The organism is Rhodothermus bifroesti, assembly GCF_017908595.1.
GTDB classification, from domain to species: domain Bacteria; phylum Bacteroidota; class Rhodothermia; order Rhodothermales; family Rhodothermaceae; genus Rhodothermus; species Rhodothermus bifroesti.
In genome coordinates this window covers 441,953-462,077 of the sequence record NZ_JAGKTL010000001.1, presented here as the reverse complement: position 1 = coordinate 462,077, position 20,125 = coordinate 441,953, and the positions used below count along the sequence as shown (strand labels likewise).

Genomic DNA, 20,125 nt, shown 5'->3' with positions numbered 1-20,125 from the left:
AAGATATTGTAAAACTACTCCCAAAAGTAGGCGGGGTTTTTGGAACAGGCGTAGATCTATTCGTTTAAGGCAATCCGTTCGTAGGATTTAGCACAAGTGTAGGGAAAACGATGCTACCGTTGCCATCGGATCGATATGAGGTAATTGTGGTGGGGGGTGGGCATGCGGGTGCAGAAGCAGCGGCTGCTGCGGCGCGTATGGGGGCGCGCACGTTGCTCATCACGATGAGCCTAGAGGCGATTGGGCGCATGTCGTGTAATCCGGCCATTGGGGGGATTGGCAAGGGGCACTTGGTGCGCGAGATTGATGCGCTGGGGGGCATTATGGGACGCATGGCCGATCAAACGGGGGTTCAGTTTCGGATGCTCAACCGAAGCAAAGGGCCGGCCGTGTGGGGCCCTCGCGCACAGTGCGACCGCAAGCGGTATGCCGAGGCGGTGCGGCGTGAGCTAGAATCCATCCCAAATCTGTGGATGCGGGCTGATACGGTGACTGAGGTGCTGGTGGCCGATGGTCGGGTACGTGGGGTACGCACGCAGCTTGGAAAGGAATTTTTTGCCCCATGTGTAATTCTGACCAACGGCACCTTTCTTAACGGAGTCATTCATGTGGGGGAGCGTCAAATGGGAGGTGGGCGGATGGGGGAGCGGGCCGCTACGGGATTGACCGCTTGCCTGGAACGGTTAGGGTTTGAAAGCGGTCGGCTCAAGACGGGAACGCCGCCGCGTTTGGATGGCCGCACGATCGATTACCGTCAGCTTCAGGAGCAGCCTGGAGATGCCGATCCCTTGCCCTTTTCTTACATGACCGATCAGCTTCCAAAGCAGCAACTCAGTTGCTGGCTTACCTACACGACGCCCGAAGTGCATGCCATCTTACGCACGGGTTTTGACCGCAGCCCCATGTTTACTGGTCGTATTAAAGGCCGAGGCCCTCGGTACTGCCCCTCGATTGAGGACAAAATTTTCCGTTTTGCAGAACGCGATCGGCATCAGATTTTTCTGGAGCCTGAAGGCTGGGATACCTACGAGGTCTACGTGAACGGGTTTTCCACCAGTCTACCTGAGGAGGTGCAGGTGGCGGCACTGCGGTGCATTCCTGGACTTGAGCGGGCCCATGTGTTGCGTCCAGGCTATGCCATAGAGTACGATTACTTTCCTCCCTATCAGATTCGCTATAGTTTGGAGACCAAGCGGGTTGAGGGGCTCTTTTTTGCAGGGCAAATCAATGGCACAACTGGGTATGAAGAGGCGGCAGCCCAGGGGCTTATGGCAGGCATCAATGCTGTGCAAAAGCTTCGAGGTGCTGAGCCGATTGTGCTGCGGCGTTCTGAAGCCTACATTGGCGTGCTCATCGACGACCTTGTAGCCAAAGGTACGGACGAGCCCTACCGGATGTTTACTTCTCGGGCCGAGCACCGGATTTTGCTGCGTCAAGATAATGCCGATTTGCGTCTGACCGAGTTGGGCTATCGGTTAGGGCTAGCCTCGCGCGAGCGTTACGAGCGCATGCTGCGCAAGAAAGAAGCCATTGCGCGAACGCGACAAGCGCTGGAGACGTTGGTTGTGCAACCAGAACAGGTGAATGGCTACTTGGAGCGCGTAGGTACTTCCCCGATCGACCGACCGGAACGGCTGATTCGGCTAGCTCTGCGCCCTCAAGTCAACTTGCGAGAGTTGTTGGAAGCCACAGGAATGCATGCGCAGGTGGTGGTGCCGGCACCGGGCATGGAACCCACTGAGCTCTTGGTGGAAATTGAGTTGAAGTACGCGGGCTACATGGACCGCGAGCAGGAGCTGGTTGAAAAGATGCAAGAGCTGGAAGACTGGCGGATTCCGCCGGATTTTGACTACGAGGCTGTGGAAACCATTTCCAAAGAAGCCCGCGAAAAGCTCAGTAAGATCCGTCCCGAAAACTTAGGGCAGGCTTCGCGGATCAGTGGGGTGCGTGCCGCCGATATTGCTGTACTCATGGTGTTGCTGCGTCGCTATCGACGTTCACAGGCCGCCTGAATGTTTCACGTGAAACACAAGCTCTTGCTTTAGGCCATGAAGGTTTCACGTGAAACCCCCAATGCTGTATGGAATCCTTGGGAATGGCTAACGCATCAGCAACGGGCACAGCTTGAGCAGTACGCCCAACTGCTCCAGGCGTTGGGCCAGCGACACAACTTGGTTTCACGTGAAACACTCCCTGAGGTCCGTCGGCGTCATCTGCTGCACTGCTTGGCCTTAGCCTGGCGCGCTTTCCCACCAGGCAGTGTGGTGGTAGACTGGGGGACCGGCGGAGGGCTTCCAGCGATTCCACTGGCCATTGCGTTTCCTGATATAACGGTTCACGCTGTCGATGCGGTACAAAAAAAGGTTTTGGCGGTGCGCACCATGGCCCGTCGCCTAGGCCTAAATAACGTCCAGGTGCATCATGCGCGGGCAGAGGCCTGGAGCGGTGCGGTACACTACAGCGTTTCGCGTGCTGCGGCACCCCTAGCCAAGCTGTGGCAGTGGCACCGGCGCGTTGCCCGGCCGCACGCACCGGTGCCAGGGGCTTGGCAGGCTGGGGTGCTTACGTTCAAAGGGGGAGACCTCACGGCAGAGCTGGCGGCGCTGGAGCGCCTGGATGCCCAGGTAACGGTTTCTCTGATTCCTTTGGCCGCGTTACTGGGTGATAGTTACTTTGCCGACAAGTATTTGGTACATCTCACTCCGGAACCGAGCTTGGACGCTTAGGTTCGCTAAACTGCGAATCGCTATGCACGCGGCGCAGCGGCAGCCATGAAGCTCGTTGAACGTACACGCAACCGCACAGAACGCCTGTTTGCGCTAACGCTGCTTCTTCAAACGCGGCCCGGAATGACGGCGCGGCAGCTTGCCGAACACTTTGGCGTAAGCCGCCGCACGATCTTTCGCGACCTTCGGGCTTTAAGCGAGGCCAACGTCCCGCTCACGTATAGCGAAAAAGGGGGCTATGAAATCCTGGAAGGCTATCAGCTCCCTCCGCTTATGTTAACGGCCCGGGAAGCGGCTACGCTGCTTATTGGTATGGCATTTATAAAGCGCCAGCCCGATGCCTCGTTGCGGGCTGATGCGGATGCGGTTGCCCTCAAAATTCAGTCTGTTCTTCCTAGGCCGATTCGGGAGTATATCGACCGGCTGCAAGAACGCATTACGATAGATCCTTACTGGCTTCAGGCAATCCAAGGATCTGATGAAGAGACCGGTTATTGGTATACGCTCAGCGAAGCCATTGCGCATCAGCAATCGGTACAGCTGGCTTACTACGTTCCTAGCCGTAATGAACTAACGCGCCGCAAAGTTAACCCCTTGGGACTGGTCTACTACAGCGATCACTGGAATCTGATTGCCTACGACCATCTGCGGGCGGATATTCGGAATTTCCGTTTAGATCGCATTGAAGCCCTGGAGGTTCTTTCCGAGCGGTTTACGCCACCGGTAGGCTTTAACTTAAAAACGTATCTGGAAGCTAAAGGGGCTGCTCCCGAGGCCCATGCTATTCGGCTTCGCTTTTCGGAAGCCACCTACCGTTGGGCGCGGCGCAGCATTCCTGCGCGCGTGGAAACCGAGCACAAAACGCCTGAAGGCGTAGAGGTTACGTTTTTGTTTGATAACTTGGATTACTTAGCGCGTTGGTTACTGCGCTATGGTCCAGAGGTAGAAGTCCTTGACCCTCCAGCACTACGGGTGCGCATGCGGGAGTTGGCTTTAGGGCTTGCAGCACGCTACAGCTGAGTCTCAAGTGGTGCTGGGGGCCAGCGTCTCTACCGGTTCAAGCTGCCGCATTACCTGCCAGGCTGTTTCTAAGTCTGGTATTTCCTGGATAACGGCGCGTAGCTTTCGGCCTTGCTCCTTAAGCACGTAGCGCCGATCCAGTTGGCCAAGCCGTTCTAGCAAAGGCAGGAAGTGCTGCGCATAGAAGTAGGGGTCTTCGTCTTGCGCTGGCAGCTCAAGAAAGAGGCGTTGATTTTTAAAGAGGACTTTAGGAAGCCGCAAGGCTTGCCCCAGGAGCTTGATTCGAGCGGCCCAAAGCAGGTTTTCTACCTCGAGGGGGATGGGCCCAAAGCGGTCGATCAGCTCTTCGCGAAAAGCCTGAAGGTCTGCCGCATCGCTGGCTTCGCTGAGGCGGCGGTACAGATTTAGGCGTTCAACCGAGCTAGCGACGTAGGTTTCAGGGATAAACGCGTCGGCTTCGATGTCGAGGGTGGTTTCGGGAGGCTTGGGCGGTGAAGGGGGACCCAGCACGCTTGCAAATTCTTCCTCACGCAGTTCACGGATAGCTTCATCCAGAATCTGCTGGTAGGTTTCAAAGCCGATCTCTTCGATGAAGCCGCTTTGCTCAGCTCCTAACAGGTTGCCTGCACCACGAATGTCCAGGTCGCGCATTGCGATCGAAAAGCCGCTCCCCAGCGCGCTGAATTCTTCGATAGCCTGCAGACGCTGTCGGGCTTCACGGGTGAGGCCATGGATAGAGGGAACCAGCAGATAGCAGAAGGCCTTGCGATCGGAGCGGCCTACGCGGCCGCGGAGTTGGTGCAAATCGGCCAAACCGAACTGCTCGGCGTGGTTGATGATGATGGTGTTGGCGTTAGGAATGTCCAGGCCACTTTCAATAATGTTGGTAGAGACGAGCACGTCAAATTTGCGTGCCATGAAGTCTAGCATTACCCGTTCCAGTTCATGGGCGCGCATTTGACCGTGCGCTACGCCAATCCGTACCTCGGGCACAATGGCCTGAAGTCGGGCAGCCATTTCATAGATGCCTTGTACCCGATTATGGATAAAAAACACCTGTCCTCCGCGGCTGACTTCGTAGTGGATGGCGTTGCGGATAAGCGTTTCGTTAAAGGTGTGAATTTCGGTTTCGATCGGTTGGCGGTTTGGTGGGGGGGTCGCAATGATAGACAAATCACGCGCTCCCATAAGGGCAAATTGGAGCGTGCGTGGGATCGGCGTAGCTGTAAGCGTAAGCGTATCGACCTCCACACGCAGCTGGCGCAGCCGTTCTTTGGCAGCTACGCCAAAGCGTTGTTCCTCGTCGATAATCACTAAGCCTAAGTCTTTGAATCGGACATCCTTGGAAAGCAGACGATGGGTGCCGATGAGGATGTCTACTTTGCCTGCAGCCAGGTCGTTGAGCACGGCGCGTTGCTGCGCAGCCGAGCGAAAGCGCGAAAGCATCTCGATGCGCACTGGATAAGGCGCCAAACGGCGGCAGAAGGTTTCATAATGCTGAGCAGCGAGAATGGTGGTGGGAACCAGCACCGCCACTTGCTTTCCGTCTTGCACCGCTTTAAAGGCCGCACGGATAGCAATTTCGGTTTTCCCAAAGCCCACGTCGCCGCACACCAGGCGATCCATGGGGAACGGTTGCTCCATGTCGCGCTTGACAGCTTCGGCAGCAGCAGCTTGGTCGGGGGTGTCTTCGTATTCAAAAGCCGCTTCCATTTCGCGCTGCCAAACCGTATCGGGTGAGAAGGCGTAGCCGCGCGAAGCTTTGCGCTTGGCATAAAGCAGAATCAGGTCACGGGCAATATCCTTAACGCGTTTCTTTGTGCGGGCTTTAACCTTTTCCCACTGGCCTGAGCCGAGTTTGGTCAGCGTAGGTTGGTGGCCTTCTTTGCCGGTATAGCGGTGCAGTTTGTGCAAGGCCCCCACGCTAACGTAGAGGACGTCTCCGTCGGCATAGTGCAGGCGGACGACTTCCTGTTGCTTCCCGCGAACGGTAATCCGCTGCAGGCCTGCAAACTGTCCAATGCCAAAGTCGACGTGCACCACGTAGTCGCCTGGTTGCAGGTGCTGCAAGGTGCGAAGGGAGAGCCCTCCCAAGCGTCGGCGTTGTTTGCGGGTGGTGGGTCCGTGGTAGCGACCAAAAATCTGGTGGTCGGTGTAGACGGCCAAGCGGGCTGAAGGGACTTCAAAGCCTTCGTGCAGAGATTCAACAAGCAGGTGGACGGTGCCGGAAGCGACTTCCTCTTGGAGCAGATCCTGCAAGCGGGCTTGTTGGCTTCGGCTGTCGCACAAAATGTAGGTGTTCCAGCCCGAGCGGGCGTTTTGTTGCAGGCGTTCGCGTAGCAAGTGCAAGTTGCTGTGGAAGGAAGGCTGGGGGTGTGCTTCAAAGGAAAGTGCGCACGTGGTTTCCGCCAGTGCACCTAAAAGCAGCGTTCGAAAGTGGCCAAGCTGTGCGTGGAGTGCTTCGGGAGGGAGGTATCGATGGGTGGGAGGAGGGACGTTAGAGGGGTTTTCTAAGTTATGCCAAGCCGCTTCCGCTTTAGCAAAGACCTCGCGGGCTACGTCCAGCACAGCGCCTTCCTCCACAAGGAGCACCAAGGTTTCCGGGGGGAAGTATTCGGTCAACGCCTGGGCCTTTCCAGGGGTATCCGCTGTTGCCAAGTTAGGCACCAGGTGGGCCATATGCAGGCGGCTAACAGAGCGTTGGGTGCGAGGATCGAATTCACGGATGGAGTCGATCTCGTCGCCAAAAAATTCGATACGGATCGGATAGGTACCGGCAAAAGGATATACGTCCAAAATCCCGCCACGCAGGGCCACTTCTCCAGGGGATTCAACGAATTCGACGCGCTCAAAACCTTGTTCGATTAAGCGGGCCAGTAAGGTCTCAGGGGCAAGTGAAAGCCCTAGGTGGAGCTCTATGGTTTGTTCTAGGACTTGCTGCGAGGGAGGGACGCGCTCTAGGAGTGCTTCGGCACTGGTAACCAAAAGGCCCGTAAACCCTTCGGTGAGGCGACGCAGCACATCGGAGCGTTCTATGAGCGGTGCCGGGTCTGCGATCTGTTCCGAGTCATAGGGTTTTTGGCCGGTAGTGGGAAAACGTAAAAGTTGGCTTGAGGGACCAAGGAGCTGCTCCAAATCACTATAGAAGTAAGCTGCTGCCTCTTCGTTAGGAAGCAGGCAAACAATAGGGCAAGCGCAGTGGCGATGCAGGCTATAGGCTAAAAAAGCGGGCAGCGAGCCCGTCAGTCCTCGCAGATGGCAGCGTGCGGGCTCTGCTGATGCCGTGGCGCTTAGCCAGGCGTGCACGGGCTCAAAAAAGGCGGCGCGTTCTAAGCGAAAGAAAAGCTCCTGCAAGGTTCCAACGGCTTCGTGTCTCATAGGCTAAAAGCGGGTACAAACGCAGAAAGCCCCGATCCGTGTGGACCGTGGCGATGCTGGCGATGAAACGAAGTGGCCTTGGAGAGGTTCGGCAAAAGTTTCACGTGAAACATTAAAGCCTCATATACATGGACCAAGGCAGCAGCGCGTGTTTCACGTGAAACACCAGAAGGGTATCCCTAAAGCAAACGCAAATGTTTCACGTGAAACATCAAGCAGGCGGAGGTCCTTCGTTAGCTATAGCTGCACGGACGAAGCCGCCTGCCTGCGCAAGGCGTCGGCGGGCTTCTTCAGCAGAGACGCCAGCTAAGGCCATCACAAGGGCGGTTTTGACGTGCCCACCAGCTTCTTGGAGCAATTGGGAAGCCGCTTCGTAGTCGAGGCCAGTTACGGTCATGACTGTGCGTTTAGCCCGTTCGACCAACTTTTGATTGGTCAGTTGCAAATCCACCATCATGTTTTCGTAGACCTTGCCCAGCCGAATCATGGCCGCAGTTGAAAGCATGTTGAGCACCAACTTTTGGGCTGTACCGCTTTTCATGCGTGTTGAGCCCATAATGACTTCAGGCCCTACCACAGGACAGATCGCGACGTCGACTTCCAGCGTTAATTCTTCTCGGGGGGTACAGGTAATCAAAATCGTACGGCAGCCTATGCGACGCGCATAGCGGATAGCGCCTATAACGTAAGGGGTGCGGCGGCTTGCAGCTAGGCCACAGACGATGTCTTTCGCCGTAACACCTGCCTGCGCTAGGTCACGTGCGCCATCTGCTTCCCGATCTTCGGCGCCTTCTTGCGCCTGAAAAACAGCGGCTGGCCCGCCAGCAATGAGCCCCTGCACCATTTCGGGCGGCGTGCCAAAAGTTGGAGGGCATTCGGCTGCATCCAGAATGCCCAACCGGCCACTTGTCCCAGCGCCAACGTAAAACAACCGCCCTCCTTGCTGAAAGGCTTCGACGATCAGGTGCACTGCCTGCTCGATGTAGGGAATTTCGCGGCGAACGGCTATCGGAACCAGGTGGTCTTCGGTGTTGATGATCTCCAGAATCTCTCGAACCGTTGCCGTGTCGATCCGGCGGGAATGCGGATTGCGCTGCTCCGTGGCTAGGGCTTGCAGCTCGTCAAACAAGGAAGGACGTTTCATTTTAACAGCCTGGCTGTGCGGTGACGTCTCCATATCCACAGGATGCCCAGCCCAACCCCAAGAAGAAGCGGAAGGATCCAAATTCCGAGGTAAAACCGAACCGTAGCATTGGAGGGGATAAACGTAAGTGCTTGATGGGCACCAAAAAGTACCGGGGCGGCCCAGTAAAAAGGGCTCTGGTAGGCAGGGGGTGCGGTAGCCAAAAAGTCTATCCGTGCCTGGCGCAGCGCCTGATCTAATGGCAAACCTTCTTGGACGCGAGCATAAAAACGATCTATGAGCTGGCTTATGGCTTGATCTTCAACCAACCAAAGCGTTGCCACCACACTAGAAGCCCCACTGGCCTGAAATGCATATTGAAGCCCTTCTAACCCTTCCCCAGGAAGCACCTGGCCTTTCGCTGTATTGCATCCGCTAAGCACCACAAGGGCGGCTGAAAGCGGCTGGCGAATCAGCTCGTGCAAGAAAAGGATGCCGTCATCCTGCACTTGTAAAGAAGGGTAGAGGATGAGTGCATGATAGGCCGAGGACGTAGGGTGAAGCAAAACATGCGAGGCCAGGTGAAGCACCTGGCTTTGCGGTACTACCTGACGAAAACGGGCTTCGGTAGCCTGTTTTTCTGGAAAAATCTGTGCGGCGGGAAACCGCTGCCGCAAACGGCTCAGCTCTTGCTGCACCCCAGGCAGATCTGGAAGCGTATCGTGAGGATAAAAAACAGGAAGCACCAACCTAGGATCAGCGAGAAACCGCGACCGTCCAAGGGCTACCATTGCAGCAGGAGTCACTGCCGCTGAAACACTGTCGATAAACAAGAATGCGTTCAACGCAATGGAAATCGGATAGCGATGCATTAGGTAGGTTGCTTGGGCATACGTATATGCCCCCGGGGTTTCCACAACCAAGGCATCGAAAGGGACTTGAAAAAGCAGGCCATCCGGGACAATGCGCAACCGCGTGCCAGGCGGAATGTAGGCCGCTACCGGCGCTATAAGATAACGATAAAGCTGCTGCAGAGCATTTAAGTTAAAGTAGCGATGCGCTAAAGTGTTAGCTGTAACGGTTGTATGCAATATGGGTGAAACACGACGCAAAAGCGCTCCTAAGCTATCGGAAGAAACGTTAAGCGGGAAAAATCGGAGCGTGTCCGAAGTAACCAAAAAGACCCCTGCCAGCGTATCTTCAAGCATGTAAGACAATACTGCTGTCCGCTCTGCAGCCAGCCAGCGCTGCAGCTTGGAAAGGGATAAAGCCTGAGGTTCCAAAGGCAAGCCGATCAGGTCACGCAATTGTTTTTCCAAATGGATTTGGGTACGCCATAGGGCCGCACGTTCTTCTGCAGGCAAAGCAGGATAGCTCAAACGATTCAGCGTTGCGCCTAGCGCTGCCAAAAGGCTATCTTGCAGACGGCGCTGCTCTGGGGGTAACTCGCGCAATTGTAAGATGGCTTTCCGATGCGCCTGTAAATTCAGCGCGCGACCGGCTTCTAGCCAATAAAAGGCTTCGACAACGCGTTTTTGGCGCAGCAGTACGCGGGCCAGCAGCCGGTAGGGTTGGTACCAGTCAACACCCGGTAAACGTGCCCATTCCGTAGTGTGGAGGGCCGAAAGATAGGTTATTGAAAGCTGAATCGCCTGGCGATAAAACGCTTCAGCTTGCTGCAGCTGACCCTGAGCTTCGTAAAAACGACCGATTTCTACCATAAGTGCTCTGCGGTAATCATCATGGCGGGCATCCTCTTGGCGCTGCAGCGCTGCTTGAAAAGCGGCTTTGGCCTCACGCATCCTCCCCGCCTGTGCTAAAACCTGAGCCCGTCGGAAAGCCCATAAAAAATGCCAATGCTCCTCGTGCGAAGCGGCCGTAAGGTGCTTTAGGCTATCTAACAAGTGTAAAGCAACACTGGTGTGGCCTAACTGACTTTCGGTCAGGACCTGATTAAAACCGGTCGTAAGCGCTAAGCTTTGTCGCGTAAGGGCCGCAGGGTGGTGCAGCTGCGGTAAAACGCGAAGCACTTCTGCATTAAGACGTCGCGCTTCCTCCAAGTTTTCCTTGGGAGAACGGCCTGCTATCGTGGGATAGTCCAGAAACAAGCTCGCTAGGTCGCTTAAGATGACTAAGCGTGTCCAAAGGCGTAGCGAATCTCGGGGGGCAATCTGATAGCTCTGACGCAACGCCTGCTGATAGAAAGTATAAGCTGCGTCATAAGCGCGCATGCGCTGCAGAATCGTGCCAATATCAGCGAAGCGGAGCGCACGCGTACGGGCATTTTGAGGAGGTACATGCTGCAGCGCAAGATCAAAATCTGCAACCGCAGCAGGCAAATCTCCCCGTAAATAGTGAATGTAGCCTCTCCAGCGATACATTTGGTAGAAAAGCATCGAATCGGGCTGCCGCGCAAAGCGCACAAAAAAAGAATCGACCAGCAGGAGCGCTTCGGTATAGCGGCCTAGGGCACTAAGGTAGCTCAATTCTTGGTCATATAAAGCCGCCTGCTGCGAAAGCGTCAGGTTGCCGCACTGCCGGTAGGCCCGGATGAGTTGCACAGCATGGGCACGGAGCGTTTCCGGAGCCGCGCGAGCATCATTGGGCAGTGCAGCAACAGCTTCTCGCAAGGAATCACAAGAAACAGTTGGATGTGCCCAAAGAACTAAGCTGACCCAAAAACTAAAAGCCAAAAGTCCCATAAACTTTTTAGCGGATTTATTTGACAAATTTAAGCCAAAACAACGCTGTTGCGTTACGAAAGGGTGGGGCGTATCTTAAAATGAATCTCAAACGCCTGAGCCCAAATCCCAATGAGACCAAATTCTCCGTGGATCCTTAAGCAGACGATCGAAGAGGAAGAAAAGGAAGGGCAAAATGGAGGGGGCGGCAACGATCCGCAGAATCCCAAAGACCCGAAGTAAGGAACGAACGGCCCGGGTTCCCGTGTCTAGAAGGCGTCTGTTGAATTGAACCCTGGGCTATGACGCTTCGATCACTCCGCGTGTACAATTTTCGGGCGCACCAAGAAACGGTCGTTGCTTTTGCGCCCCGCATTAACCTTATTGTAGGTCCTAACGGGGCTGGCAAAACCAACCTGTTAGAAGCAATTCATTATCTTTGCCTGGGCAAAAGTTTTTTGACCGCTCAGGATGCGTACGCTCTGCGTCAGGGAGCGCCTTTTTTTGAATTGGAAGGACAGTTCTCTAGCGCCCGTCGCCCAGAGCTAACCGTGCGCTTGGTCTACGCGCTAGAAGGTGGTAAGCGGGTCTTTATAAATGGGGCTCCTCTGGAACGCTTAGCCGAGCTTGTGGGCCTGTTGCCGGTAGTGGTGCTTTCGCCTACAGATCAAGCGTTAACGGCTGGTCCACCAGAAGAGCGCCGGCGCTTTGTGGACAACCTGCTCAGTCAGGCTTACCCAGCGTACCTAAAAGATCTGCTGCACTACCGAAGGGCCCTTCAGCAGCGCAATGAGTTGCTTGCCCGATTGCGGCGCCAGCCGACCACCATTCAGCCGGCGCTTTTAGATTCCTGGCAGGAAGAACTGGTTTTGCTTGGCAGTCGGTTGATTCAACGGCGTTTGCGCTGGGTACAAGAATTTGCCCAATTCCTGGCAGAAGCCCACACCTACCTTGGACTGAGCGCTGAGCTGCCCCAGATTGAATACGTGACTGTTGCGGCCTTTGAAGCTGAGGCCGACTTTGAGTCCATTCGCTGTGCGTTTCGGGATCGGCTTGGGCGTCTTGCTCGCCAGGAGCGAGAGCAAGGCCGCACGCTGGCTGGCCCCCATCGGGACGAGTTCCGCTTGCGGCTTAACGGCATGGAAGTGCGCCGCTATGCCTCACAAGGGCAACACCGCATAATGGGATTGGCCTTAAAACTGGCACAGTTTCTTTACCTGCAGGCAAGGCTAGAAGAAACGCCGCTTTTACTGCTCGACGATGTGTTCGACGGGCTGGACCCCTATCGAACCCGACGGATTTTAGGGCTCTTGCAGCAAGAAACAGTAATCGGGCAAAGTTTCCTAACGGCGGTGCGTCAGGAGCTGTTTCAGGAGGCCATTAATTTTGCTGATCGGGCGCATCGCGTGATCTGCGTGCAGCAGGGAAAGGTTGTGGAAACCCATCCTGCACCATCTGCCCTATAACTAAACCCTGGTCAACCTTTAAGCCCATGATGCGTGCCGCGATATTCGTCAGCTTGCTGGTAGGCGCCGTGCTTTTGGCAGAGGGATGCGCTGTTTCAACCAACCCCGTAAGTGGTCGCCGTCGGCTTTATGGCTATTCCTGGGAGGAGGAACGCCGCATAGGACAGGAGGCCGATCGGCAGATTGTTGCTCAGTACGGGCTTTATGAAGACCCCAAGCTGGCGGCTTATGTGGACAGTCTAGGACAGGTGATCCTTCAGCATAGCCATTTGCGACGACCAGAGACGCCTGCAGCGTTTCGCAATACGCCCTTTGTGTTTCGCGTGCTCGACAGCCCAATCGTTAACGCGTTTGCACTTCCGGGAGGATACATTTATGTGACGCGGGGATTGCTGGCGCACGTAAACAATGAAGCACAGCTTGCGGTGGTGCTAGGCCATGAAATCGGACATGTGGCTGCACGCCATGCCTCACAGCGCGCCTTTGAACTGCAGCTAGGGCAGGTTGCCCTCTTGGGTGGCGCAATCGTGGGGCAAGAAGTCCTTGGTTTACCAGGAGGTGATGTGCTTCAGCTAGGGGGCACGGTAGCTCAGCTCCTGTTTCTGAAATACAGTCGGGACGACGAGCGCGAATCCGATCGGTTAGGGGTTGAATACGCTGCGCGGGCCGGATATGATGCCGCCGAAGCCGCTGCGTTCTTTAGCACGCTCAAGCGGCTCAGTGAACAAGCCGGAGCTAATTTGCCGTCTTTTCTTTCAACCCATCCTGATCCCGGTGAACGGGAACAGACGATCCGTGCGCTTGCAGCTCGCTGGCGCACGGAACTTCCAGCGATGGATCGGGTCCTGCAGGCCGCCTACTACACGCGCATCGAAGGCCTCGTGCTGGGCGAGGATCCGCGTCAGGGGTACCTAGACGGTCAGGCCTTCTACCATCCCACGTTGCGATTCTGGTTTCCTGTACCTACCGGATTTCACGTAACCAACCAGCCATCACAGGTGATTTTGACCGACCACCGGCAGGAGGCCGTGCTGGTCCTCTCGCTCGCCTCAGAAACCTCTGCTGCAGCAGCGGCACAACGCTGGCGTGGGCAACAAGGGCTGACCTTAATCGATCAAGGGAGCGAGCGCATCAACGGGCTAACAGCGGTCTACGTAGTCGCTGAAGGAAAAACTTCTGACGGACAGCTTATACGTGTGCTGCGGTACTTTATCGAACACGAAGGTCGCGTTTATAGCTTTGCAGGCTATGCGCTTCAAGCACACTACGCGCGCTATCAACCCACGTTTTTGCAGGCCATTCGTGGGTTTGCTCCGCTTCGGGATCCCGTACGTTTGAACGTGCAGCCCATTCGCCTACGCGTCGTGCGGGCCGCACGTTCAGCGCCTTTTCGGGTCTTGCTCCCGGAGTTGCCTCGAGGCTTTACACCGGAGACGGTCGCGATCTTAAACCAGGTAACGCTAGAGGCGCCCATTTCGTCCGGTACACCGCTTAAACTGCCCCAGCCATAACCCAGAGGCTATAGGCCCTCGTTTGAGGGAGGAATGAGCGTGGCTTCGCCACCTACCGCCATCTTGCCCTCGAGGTAAATGTACACTTTGGCTCGAATATGACGGTGTTTTTCTATTTTTTCGGCAATTTTAACTTCAATGGTGATTTCGGAATCCACCGGCACCGGTCGGAGAAAGCGGCACGAGAGGGCTACCGCAATGCTTCCATGGCCAGGAAAGTCGCGGCCCAGGACCTTAGAAATAATGCCCAGTAACAGTACCCCGTGCACAATGGGACGTCCAAAGCGGGTTTTTTGGGCGTATGCTGGGTCCAAATGGATGGGGTTGTCATCGCCGGTTAGCTCGGCAAAGGCACGCACGTCTTCGGCCGTAATGCGGCGGGTGGCTATAAAGCGATCACCTACCTGAAGCGTTTCGTAGGTATACATGGCGCATCTTCTAAACTCCTAAGGGAAGGGCGTTAATTAACGAACGCGCTCTGAAAAACGAAACCCACTGCCAGCCCTTCATTTTTTTCGCAAGGAACGGAGTTTAAGGGTTTGCGTGTGCATAAACCTAACCCAAAGTAAGCTGCACGATGGAACAGGCTGCAAGCGCACGATCGCGTTGGCCTCGGGTCAGTTGCCTTATGGTGACAGCCGATCGGCCGCATTTGGTGCGGAGGGCTATCCGGTCTTATCTACAGCAGACCTATCCTCATCGGGAGCTGATCGTGCTAGACAACGGCCAACAGCCCCTAGACGAAAAGCTCCTGGCCGATATTCCAGCCGATGAGCTGGTCTATGTACGCCAGGAGCCCAAGCCTGGCCGGGTTATTGGTACCTTGCGGAACCAAGCCCTGGCTTTGGCCCGCGGTGAATACATCGCGCCCCAATGGGATGACGACGACTGGTCTCATCCTGAACGCTTAATGCGGCAAATGCAGGTGTTGCTTGAAGGGGGCTATGACGCTTGTGCCTTGGCTGGTACCCTGATGCACGTGAATCATCCCGTCTACTTTTTCCATCCGTTCTTAGGATTGCTGCGGCGTGGCGTTCCCCCAACGCTGGTGCATCGTCGTGACGCGCAAATGCGCTATCCGGACTTACGCCGCACGAGCGATACGCACTACCTCGAGGCATGGCGCGCCCAGCGCCGCTACGTCATGCTCCCTGCCTCCGAATCGTACCTTTATTTGCGTTACTTTCACGGGGAAAACCTTTGGGAGCAGGAGCACTTTCTGCGGCGCATGCGCAATACGCCAAAAGATTTCCTGGCCTATCTCTGGTACCGATACGTACGCGGCAACGAGTTTATGCACCCACGTTTTCAGCTCGACGTGCAAGGCCGTGCGGCTTTTATGGCCTATTTGCAGGATTCGGTGCAGACGGGTGTTTTTGCTCCCGAGGTGCTTCAGGTGCGTTTATGATTCCAATGCCGCAACAGCGGAAAGAAGTTTTCCCCAGTATGGAAAGCAAGCGATTTAACCACAAGTCTAATGGCAAAACCAACAGCAGCAGTTCCGCTGCGGCAAAGTGAAAGGAAATTTGCAGTACGGCATAAATGCCGATAGGCATAGCCACCAGCGCCACCAATAAGAGACGTCGAGAAGGCCAGCGCCGTAAGCAACGCTCCGCTAAGCAAATGCCCGTTCAGGTTGCAGCAGCAATTGCTGCTGCAATAAATCGGTATCGTAGGCAACGAAGCTCACCTTTGAAGCCAAGAGTGGTGCGCGGCCGTCCCATGTTGCTTTAAAGCCCGGCATAACCAGCGCAGGCCAGGGTTCGCGTCCGGTGACAAGTTGTACCAAGCCCACGGTGCCGTATTGTAAGGGGAGAAAAATCAAAACCGCAAAAAGCAGCCGGCGAACAGTTATGGGATGCATTTTAAGACATCGTCATATACGGCTTCGACATCACCCACCATGCGTTCCAGGCTATGCAGCTGTTCAACAGCAAGGCGTCCCGCATAGCTTAGCCGAGCAACCAGTCCAGGAGTTTCCATAAGTCGCAGGATGGCTGCTGCCAGCGCTTCTGCGTCGCCTTCGGGCACCAATAGGCCTGTGCTTTCATGCTGCACGAGCTCGGGGATGCCTGCATGTCGCGTAGCGATAACCGGAATGCCACAAGCCAGTCCCTCAATCAACACGTTGGGTAATCCTTCTTGATCACCATCCGTAGCCGTTTGACTAGGCACTAGTAGCACATCGTGCGTGTAGTACGCGTCGTGGACCTGTTCGTTTGTAACCTCGCCGTAAAATAGCACCCGATCAGCAATGCCAAGCTTTTGCGCTTTTTCTTTCAAGGCGTTCCGGAGGGGGCCGTCGCCTAGGCAGCTTAGGCGCGCTTCAATCCCCAGTGCATGGAGTCGTGCTACGGCTTCAAGGGCTACAGCATGACCTTTTTTCTCGACCAGCCGCCCTACCAGAAGCAATCGGGGACCTGCTTGATGGCGCGCCTGAAAAGCAAACTGGTGTAGGTCAAGGCCGAAGCGCACCACAGCGATACGGGTTTCGGGAAAGCCTAGCCTGAGAAGCTGTTGCTTCATGGCTTCGGTCGCCGCAATGAACCGCGTGCCTTGCAGCGCCAAACGTTGGTAGCGGCGTTGCCATCCAGCAGCATCAGGCAGGCGGGAAACGTCGTGTCCGTAAAAGCTGACTACGAGAGGAAGCCCAGTCTTTCGCGCTAGGCCGATAAGCCGGTAGCCATCAAGGCCAAAATGGGCGTGCACGAGCGCAGGTTGGAGCCGGCGACAAAGCCCGTAGAGAAACCGAGGGGTACGGTTGAGTTGCTTGAGCCAGCAGTCGCGTCGCCACGCCCACCAACCCGAAGGGGTATAGATAGGGAGATTTTCGGTATAATGCTTGGGGAAGAGGGTGGCTACGATGGGATCGTAGCGTTGCAGGTGGCGTATCAGGCGATCAATAAATGTTTCGGAGCGATTGAGATAGATCGATTTGAAGTGGAGGACGCGGGGAGGCATGCTCAGCAGACTTCGGGTTTTATCGCGGCAGCCATATGCACATCAACCGTTGGGTTTTGCGGAAAGTTCAGTGGTCTATTGGACTGTGGGTTTGGGGTTGGCTAAGCTTGATGCCCCTCCAAGCACAGGAGGCTTCACCGTTGAGCCTAGAGGGGGAGGCAGGATTTCTAGGTGCCTCAGCCGATCGACAGCCTTTTTGGCTGGTTGCCAACCAATGGGGGCGGTTTGATCCCCGGTCGTCGAATGCCTACCTGGTGTTGCAGGGGGCTTGGACGCGGCAGCCGCGACGCTGGCTAAGCTACCAACTGGGTGGGGAGGTGCTAGCACGTGGTTCTCAGAGTCCTTCGTTGCATGCAGTAGCAGCCTACGCACAGCTACGCGTAGGTTTTTTAGAGGCTTATGTAGGGCGTCAGCGGGAAGTGCTTGGCACGGTCGACACGCTGCTTTCTTCAGGTTCTTTGGTGGAAAGCGGGAATGCCACGCCGATTCCTAAAATTGTCGTGCGCACGAAAAGCTATACCCCAGTGCCTGGAACGCGCGGCTGGGTGCAATTTCATGGCTACTGGGCGCATGGCTGGATGCGCGACTTTCGGCAAATTGAAAATCCCTATCTGCACCAGAAATACCTTTACGTGCGCGTCGGATCTCCGCGGTGGCGCATCTATGCCGGCTTGTTGCACGATGCCTTTTGGGGGGGTACTTCCCGCAACCCCAATGTCGGTCGCCTGCCTCAAGGCTTAGAGGATTACTTTCGAACCTTCTTTGCCCTAAATGCGGGGGAAGGGGCTCCTTATGGTGAGCGCATTTACATTCAGGGGGATCACTTTGGTGTGTACGACTTTGGGTTCTCGCTGCATAGCGAGCGGTTTGACGTGCTTGTCTACCGGCACTTTTTGTATGAAGACCGCGATGGGCTCAAGTTTAAAAATCCCCAAGACGGCCTTTTAGGGATATCCTTGCAGGATCGCCAAGGGAAGCTAGTCCAGCGGGTGGTTTATGAGTTTCTGTACACAAAGCGCCAAAGTGGCCCTGAGCCGCCAGGTCCTGGTCGGGGGGGGCCAGGGGGACGGGATAATTACTACAACCATTATCTGTATCGGACTGGGTGGACGCACTATGGCCGCACGGTAGGCTCGCCGCTCATGTTTGCGGCCGAGGACCGGCAGCAACGCTTGATCGAAGGGGTGGAAAACAATCGGGTAGTGGGCCACCATGTAGCGCTCATGGGGCAGTTGGGACAGGGTTGGTCCTATCGACTGCTGGCGACCTACACGCGTAACTACGGGACGTATAACGGGCGGGACGTGCTCCAGCAACCGGGGACAACCTATCGCTTTGAGCCACCACCGGAGCAGCTTTCCGGACTGTTGGAGGTGGTGTGGCGCTCTGGAGGAAGTCCGTTGGCCATTTTAGCAGCCCTAGGGGCAGATGTGGGGCAGCTTTACCCCGATAACTTAGGGCTACGGCTGGGCGTACGCTATCGGCCTTTGCCTTGAAAGGCGCTACGGCAACCTGAAGCGGCCTTTGCCGTTAGCCCTCCAGATGTTAAAACCACAGGGTGGCTGATAATGCGGGCCCCAGGCCTTTTACAGTGGGTGATTAGGTGGTTGCGTACGCCATTGGGGAGGCAGGTTCAAAAAGCACTCCGAGGGCTGTTTGTAGCTGGCGTACTTGCCTGGCTGGTATACCAGCTAAGCCATATTGGCTGGAAGGAGGTCTATGCCAGTTTGCCGCGTACGCCATGGTTTTATGTGCTTTGGCTAGTGCTGTACTTTTTGCTTCCAGCTACCGAGGCTGGCATTTATCGCGCGCTTTGGCAAATCCGCTGGGGGCAGGTTTTCCCTGTTTTGGTGCGCAAGCGTGTGTTGAATACCGATGTGTTGGGCTATTCGGGGGAAGTGTACCTCTACCTGTGGGCACGTCGCCACACTGACCAGCCCGATGGGCATCTACTGCGCACCATCAAGGACAACACCATCCTTTCCTCGGTGGCTTCGACCGTTGCGGTGATTTTGCTGGTGGCCGTTGTAATTCTGACCGGGCAGTTTGCACTGATTGAGTGGCTTGGGGCAACAGCTGACCCTCTGTACGTAGCTACCGGTACGTTGGCGGTAGGGACGCTAGGGGTTCTGGGCATACGGTTCCGCAGGGCTATTTTTCATCTGCCTGAGCACTTGGTCGTGACGCTCCTGAGCGTTCATGTGTTGCGCTTTTTTGCTATGTACGTTCTTCAGGTGCTCCAGTGGTGGGTTGTGCTGCCAGAGGCGCCGTTTCGCGTGTGGGCAACTATTCTGGTGGTGGGTACGGTAACCAATCGCATCCCATTTCTTCCCGCTACCGACTTGTTGGCTATGGGGGCAGTGCTGGGCATGACCTCACTCTTTGAAGCTTCTGCAGCGGTCATTGCTGGCATGCTTGTTGTCCGTAGCGTGCTGGATCGGGTTCTAAATGCCGTGCTGTTTGGCCTAACCACCTGGCTTGAGCAGCGGCTAGACGGTAAGGAACGTTCGGTAACGTCTTTGGAATGACATGGGGCGATGGTTTGCATTTTTTCTGGTTTTTGGAGTATTGCTTCCAGAGTTGGCACCGCTGCCCGCGTCGGAACCACAGCGCGTAGGTATTGAGAATTTTGAGCGTTATCCGACAGGGGCCTATCCCGACCGATGGCGTTTTCTGACAAGCAGCCGAGAATTTTTACCACTTTCGGCGGTGATGAATGAGCGGAAAGAATGCCGGGTACGGCAAGAAGCGCAAAATAAATTTTTGCGCTGCGTTACACGCGGAGAAGCCCTGCGCATTACGCTGGTCAATCGGGAGGACTTTGCGCTGGATTGGGATCTGCGCCAGCATCCTCGACTGCGTTGGCGCTGGCGTGCGGTGCACCTGCCTGCTAGTGCTCGAGAGGACCGTCGCCATTGGAACGATAGCGGTGGGGCCGTTTACGTAACCTTTGGCACGGACTGGCTAGGCCGGCCTATAAGCATCAAATACACCTATAGCTCGTTGTTGCCTGCTGAGACCGTAGTGGATTACGGACCGTTAAAGGTGCTTGTGGTCAGTTCAGGCATCGACGGCATGGGGCCTTGGGTGTCCGTAGAACGGGATGTAATGGCCGACTACCAGCGATTGTTTGGAAAAGAACCGCCTAGCCGGCCGCTTTCCCTTACGATTTGGAGTGACTCAGACAATACCAAAGACTACGCGATCGTAGACTTTGACGACTTTGAACTGCTTCCGGCTATAGCAGCGATTCGGTAAA

The 20,125-nt window shown here is 55.8% G+C and carries 15 protein-coding genes; 9 read left to right on the top strand and 6 right to left on the bottom strand.

Going from position 1 to position 20,125, the window contains the following annotated elements:
• Nucleotides 1-110 precede the first annotated feature (110 nt).
• Genes mnmG through J8E65_RS01860 form a run of 3 tightly spaced genes read left to right on the top strand, consistent with a single transcriptional unit; the run spans nt 111 to nt 3,746 of the window.
• The gene (mnmG, locus tag J8E65_RS01870) at nt 111-2,012 is read left to right on the top strand and encodes a tRNA uridine-5-carboxymethylaminomethyl(34) synthesis enzyme MnmG (protein ID WP_210373694.1); all 1,902 of its coding nucleotides are present in this window, start codon (nt 111-113) and stop codon (nt 2,010-2,012) included.
• Nucleotides 2,013-2,048: 36 nt separating this feature from the next.
• The gene (locus J8E65_RS01865; protein WP_210373693.1) at nt 2,049-2,726 is read left to right on the top strand and encodes a 16S rRNA (guanine(527)-N(7))-methyltransferase RsmG; all 678 of its coding nucleotides are present in this window, start codon (nt 2,049-2,051) and stop codon (nt 2,724-2,726) included.
• Nucleotides 2,727-2,771: 45 nt separating this feature from the next.
• Nucleotides 2,772-3,746, top strand: a complete 975-nt coding sequence (locus tag J8E65_RS01860; RefSeq protein WP_210373692.1) for a helix-turn-helix transcriptional regulator — start codon at nt 2,772-2,774, stop codon at nt 3,744-3,746.
• A 3-nt stretch (nt 3,747-3,749) separates the two neighbouring features.
• On the opposite strand, the gene mfd is transcribed toward J8E65_RS01860, so the two are convergent.
• The 3 genes from mfd to J8E65_RS01845 all read right to left on the bottom strand — a co-directional run bounded on the left by mfd (nt 3,750) and on the right by J8E65_RS01845 (nt 10,877).
• Nucleotides 3,750-7,124 (bottom strand): transcription-repair coupling factor, encoded by a 3,375-nt coding sequence (gene mfd, locus J8E65_RS01855; RefSeq protein WP_210373691.1) that lies wholly within the window; start codon nt 7,122-7,124, stop codon nt 3,750-3,752.
• A gap of 211 nt (nt 7,125-7,335) precedes the next feature.
• The gene (gene murQ / locus J8E65_RS01850; protein WP_210373690.1) at nt 7,336-8,268 is read right to left on the bottom strand and encodes an N-acetylmuramic acid 6-phosphate etherase; all 933 of its coding nucleotides are present in this window, start codon (nt 8,266-8,268) and stop codon (nt 7,336-7,338) included.
• Nucleotides 8,265-10,877 (bottom strand): CHAT domain-containing tetratricopeptide repeat protein, encoded by a 2,613-nt coding sequence (locus tag J8E65_RS01845; protein ID WP_210373689.1) that lies wholly within the window; start codon nt 10,875-10,877, stop codon nt 8,265-8,267. The genes murQ and J8E65_RS01845 overlap by 4 nt, the downstream gene beginning before the upstream one ends.
• Before the next feature lie 353 nt (nt 10,878-11,230).
• Between J8E65_RS01845 and recF the strand changes: the two genes are divergently transcribed.
• On the top strand, nt 11,231-12,394 hold the full coding sequence (gene recF / locus J8E65_RS01840; RefSeq protein WP_210373688.1) for a DNA replication/repair protein RecF: 1,164 nt from the start codon (nt 11,231-11,233) through the stop codon (nt 12,392-12,394).
• A 26-nt stretch (nt 12,395-12,420) separates the two neighbouring features.
• On the top strand, nt 12,421-13,905 hold the full coding sequence (locus tag J8E65_RS01835) for a M48 family metalloprotease (RefSeq protein ID WP_210373687.1): 1,485 nt from the start codon (nt 12,421-12,423) through the stop codon (nt 13,903-13,905).
• Between the two features lie 8 nt (nt 13,906-13,913).
• Here the strand turns inward: J8E65_RS01835 and J8E65_RS01830 are convergent, their stop codons facing one another.
• Nucleotides 13,914-14,333 (bottom strand): MaoC family dehydratase, encoded by a 420-nt coding sequence (locus J8E65_RS01830; RefSeq protein WP_210373686.1) that lies wholly within the window; start codon nt 14,331-14,333, stop codon nt 13,914-13,916.
• Between the two features lie 149 nt (nt 14,334-14,482).
• On the opposite strand from J8E65_RS01830, the gene J8E65_RS01825 reads away from it, so the two are divergent.
• Nucleotides 14,483-15,313: a glycosyltransferase family A protein gene (locus tag J8E65_RS01825; protein ID WP_210373685.1), complete on the top strand. Its 831-nt coding sequence runs from the start codon at nt 14,483-14,485 to the stop codon at nt 15,311-15,313.
• A 207-nt stretch (nt 15,314-15,520) separates the two neighbouring features.
• Here J8E65_RS01825 and J8E65_RS01820 read toward each other — a convergent pair whose 3' ends face one another.
• Nucleotides 15,521-15,769, bottom strand: a complete 249-nt coding sequence (locus J8E65_RS01820) for a hypothetical protein (RefSeq protein ID WP_210373684.1) — start codon at nt 15,767-15,769, stop codon at nt 15,521-15,523.
• The gene (locus J8E65_RS01815) at nt 15,757-16,866 is read right to left on the bottom strand and encodes a glycosyltransferase (protein ID WP_210373683.1); all 1,110 of its coding nucleotides are present in this window, start codon (nt 16,864-16,866) and stop codon (nt 15,757-15,759) included. The genes J8E65_RS01820 and J8E65_RS01815 overlap by 13 nt, the downstream gene beginning before the upstream one ends.
• Nucleotides 16,867-16,976: 110 nt before the next feature.
• Between J8E65_RS01815 and J8E65_RS01810 the strand changes: the two genes are divergently transcribed.
• The 3 genes from J8E65_RS01810 (at nt 16,977) to J8E65_RS01800 (ending at nt 20,124) form a co-directional block, all read left to right on the top strand.
• Nucleotides 16,977-18,362: a capsule assembly Wzi family protein gene (locus J8E65_RS01810; protein WP_237181518.1), complete on the top strand. Its 1,386-nt coding sequence runs from the start codon at nt 16,977-16,979 to the stop codon at nt 18,360-18,362.
• Between the two features lie 99 nt (nt 18,363-18,461).
• Entirely contained in the window at nt 18,462-19,394 is a 933-nt protein-coding gene (locus J8E65_RS01805; RefSeq protein WP_279308393.1) for a hypothetical protein, read from the top strand.
• Nucleotide 19,395: 1 nt separating this feature from the next.
• Complete coding sequence (locus J8E65_RS01800; protein ID WP_210373682.1) at nt 19,396-20,124, top strand: DUF3047 domain-containing protein; 729 nt, start codon at nt 19,396-19,398, stop codon at nt 20,122-20,124.
• Nucleotide 20,125: the final 1 nt, after the last annotated feature.

What these genes read in the sequence shown, in the direction of transcription:
- J8E65_RS01835 (WP_210373687.1), top strand. Translation starts at nt 12,421, where the DNA reads ATGATGCGTGCCGCGATATTCGTCAGCTTGCTGGTAGGCGCCGTGCTT.
- J8E65_RS01810 (WP_237181518.1), top strand. Translation starts at nt 16,977, where the DNA reads ATGCCCCTCCAAGCACAGGAGGCTTCACCGTTGAGCCTAGAGGGGGAG.
- recF (WP_210373688.1), top strand. Translation starts at nt 11,231, where the DNA reads ATGACGCTTCGATCACTCCGCGTGTACAATTTTCGGGCGCACCAAGAA.
- J8E65_RS01825 (WP_210373685.1), top strand. Translation starts at nt 14,483, where the DNA reads ATGGAACAGGCTGCAAGCGCACGATCGCGTTGGCCTCGGGTCAGTTGC.
- J8E65_RS01800 (WP_210373682.1), top strand. Translation starts at nt 19,396, where the DNA reads ATGGGGCGATGGTTTGCATTTTTTCTGGTTTTTGGAGTATTGCTTCCA.
- murQ (WP_210373690.1), bottom strand. Translation starts at nt 8,268, where the DNA reads ATGAAACGTCCTTCCTTGTTTGACGAGCTGCAAGCCCTAGCCACGGAG.
- J8E65_RS01860 (WP_210373692.1), top strand. Translation starts at nt 2,772, where the DNA reads ATGAAGCTCGTTGAACGTACACGCAACCGCACAGAACGCCTGTTTGCG.
- mnmG (WP_210373694.1), top strand. Translation starts at nt 111, where the DNA reads ATGCTACCGTTGCCATCGGATCGATATGAGGTAATTGTGGTGGGGGGT.
- J8E65_RS01830 (WP_210373686.1), bottom strand. Translation starts at nt 14,333, where the DNA reads ATGTATACCTACGAAACGCTTCAGGTAGGTGATCGCTTTATAGCCACC.
- J8E65_RS01820 (WP_210373684.1), bottom strand. Translation starts at nt 15,769, where the DNA reads ATGCATCCCATAACTGTTCGCCGGCTGCTTTTTGCGGTTTTGATTTTT.
- mfd (WP_210373691.1), bottom strand. Translation starts at nt 7,124, where the DNA reads ATGAGACACGAAGCCGTTGGAACCTTGCAGGAGCTTTTCTTTCGCTTA.
- J8E65_RS01815 (WP_210373683.1), bottom strand. Translation starts at nt 16,866, where the DNA reads ATGCCTCCCCGCGTCCTCCACTTCAAATCGATCTATCTCAATCGCTCC.
- J8E65_RS01865 (WP_210373693.1), top strand. Translation starts at nt 2,049, where the DNA reads ATGAAGGTTTCACGTGAAACCCCCAATGCTGTATGGAATCCTTGGGAA.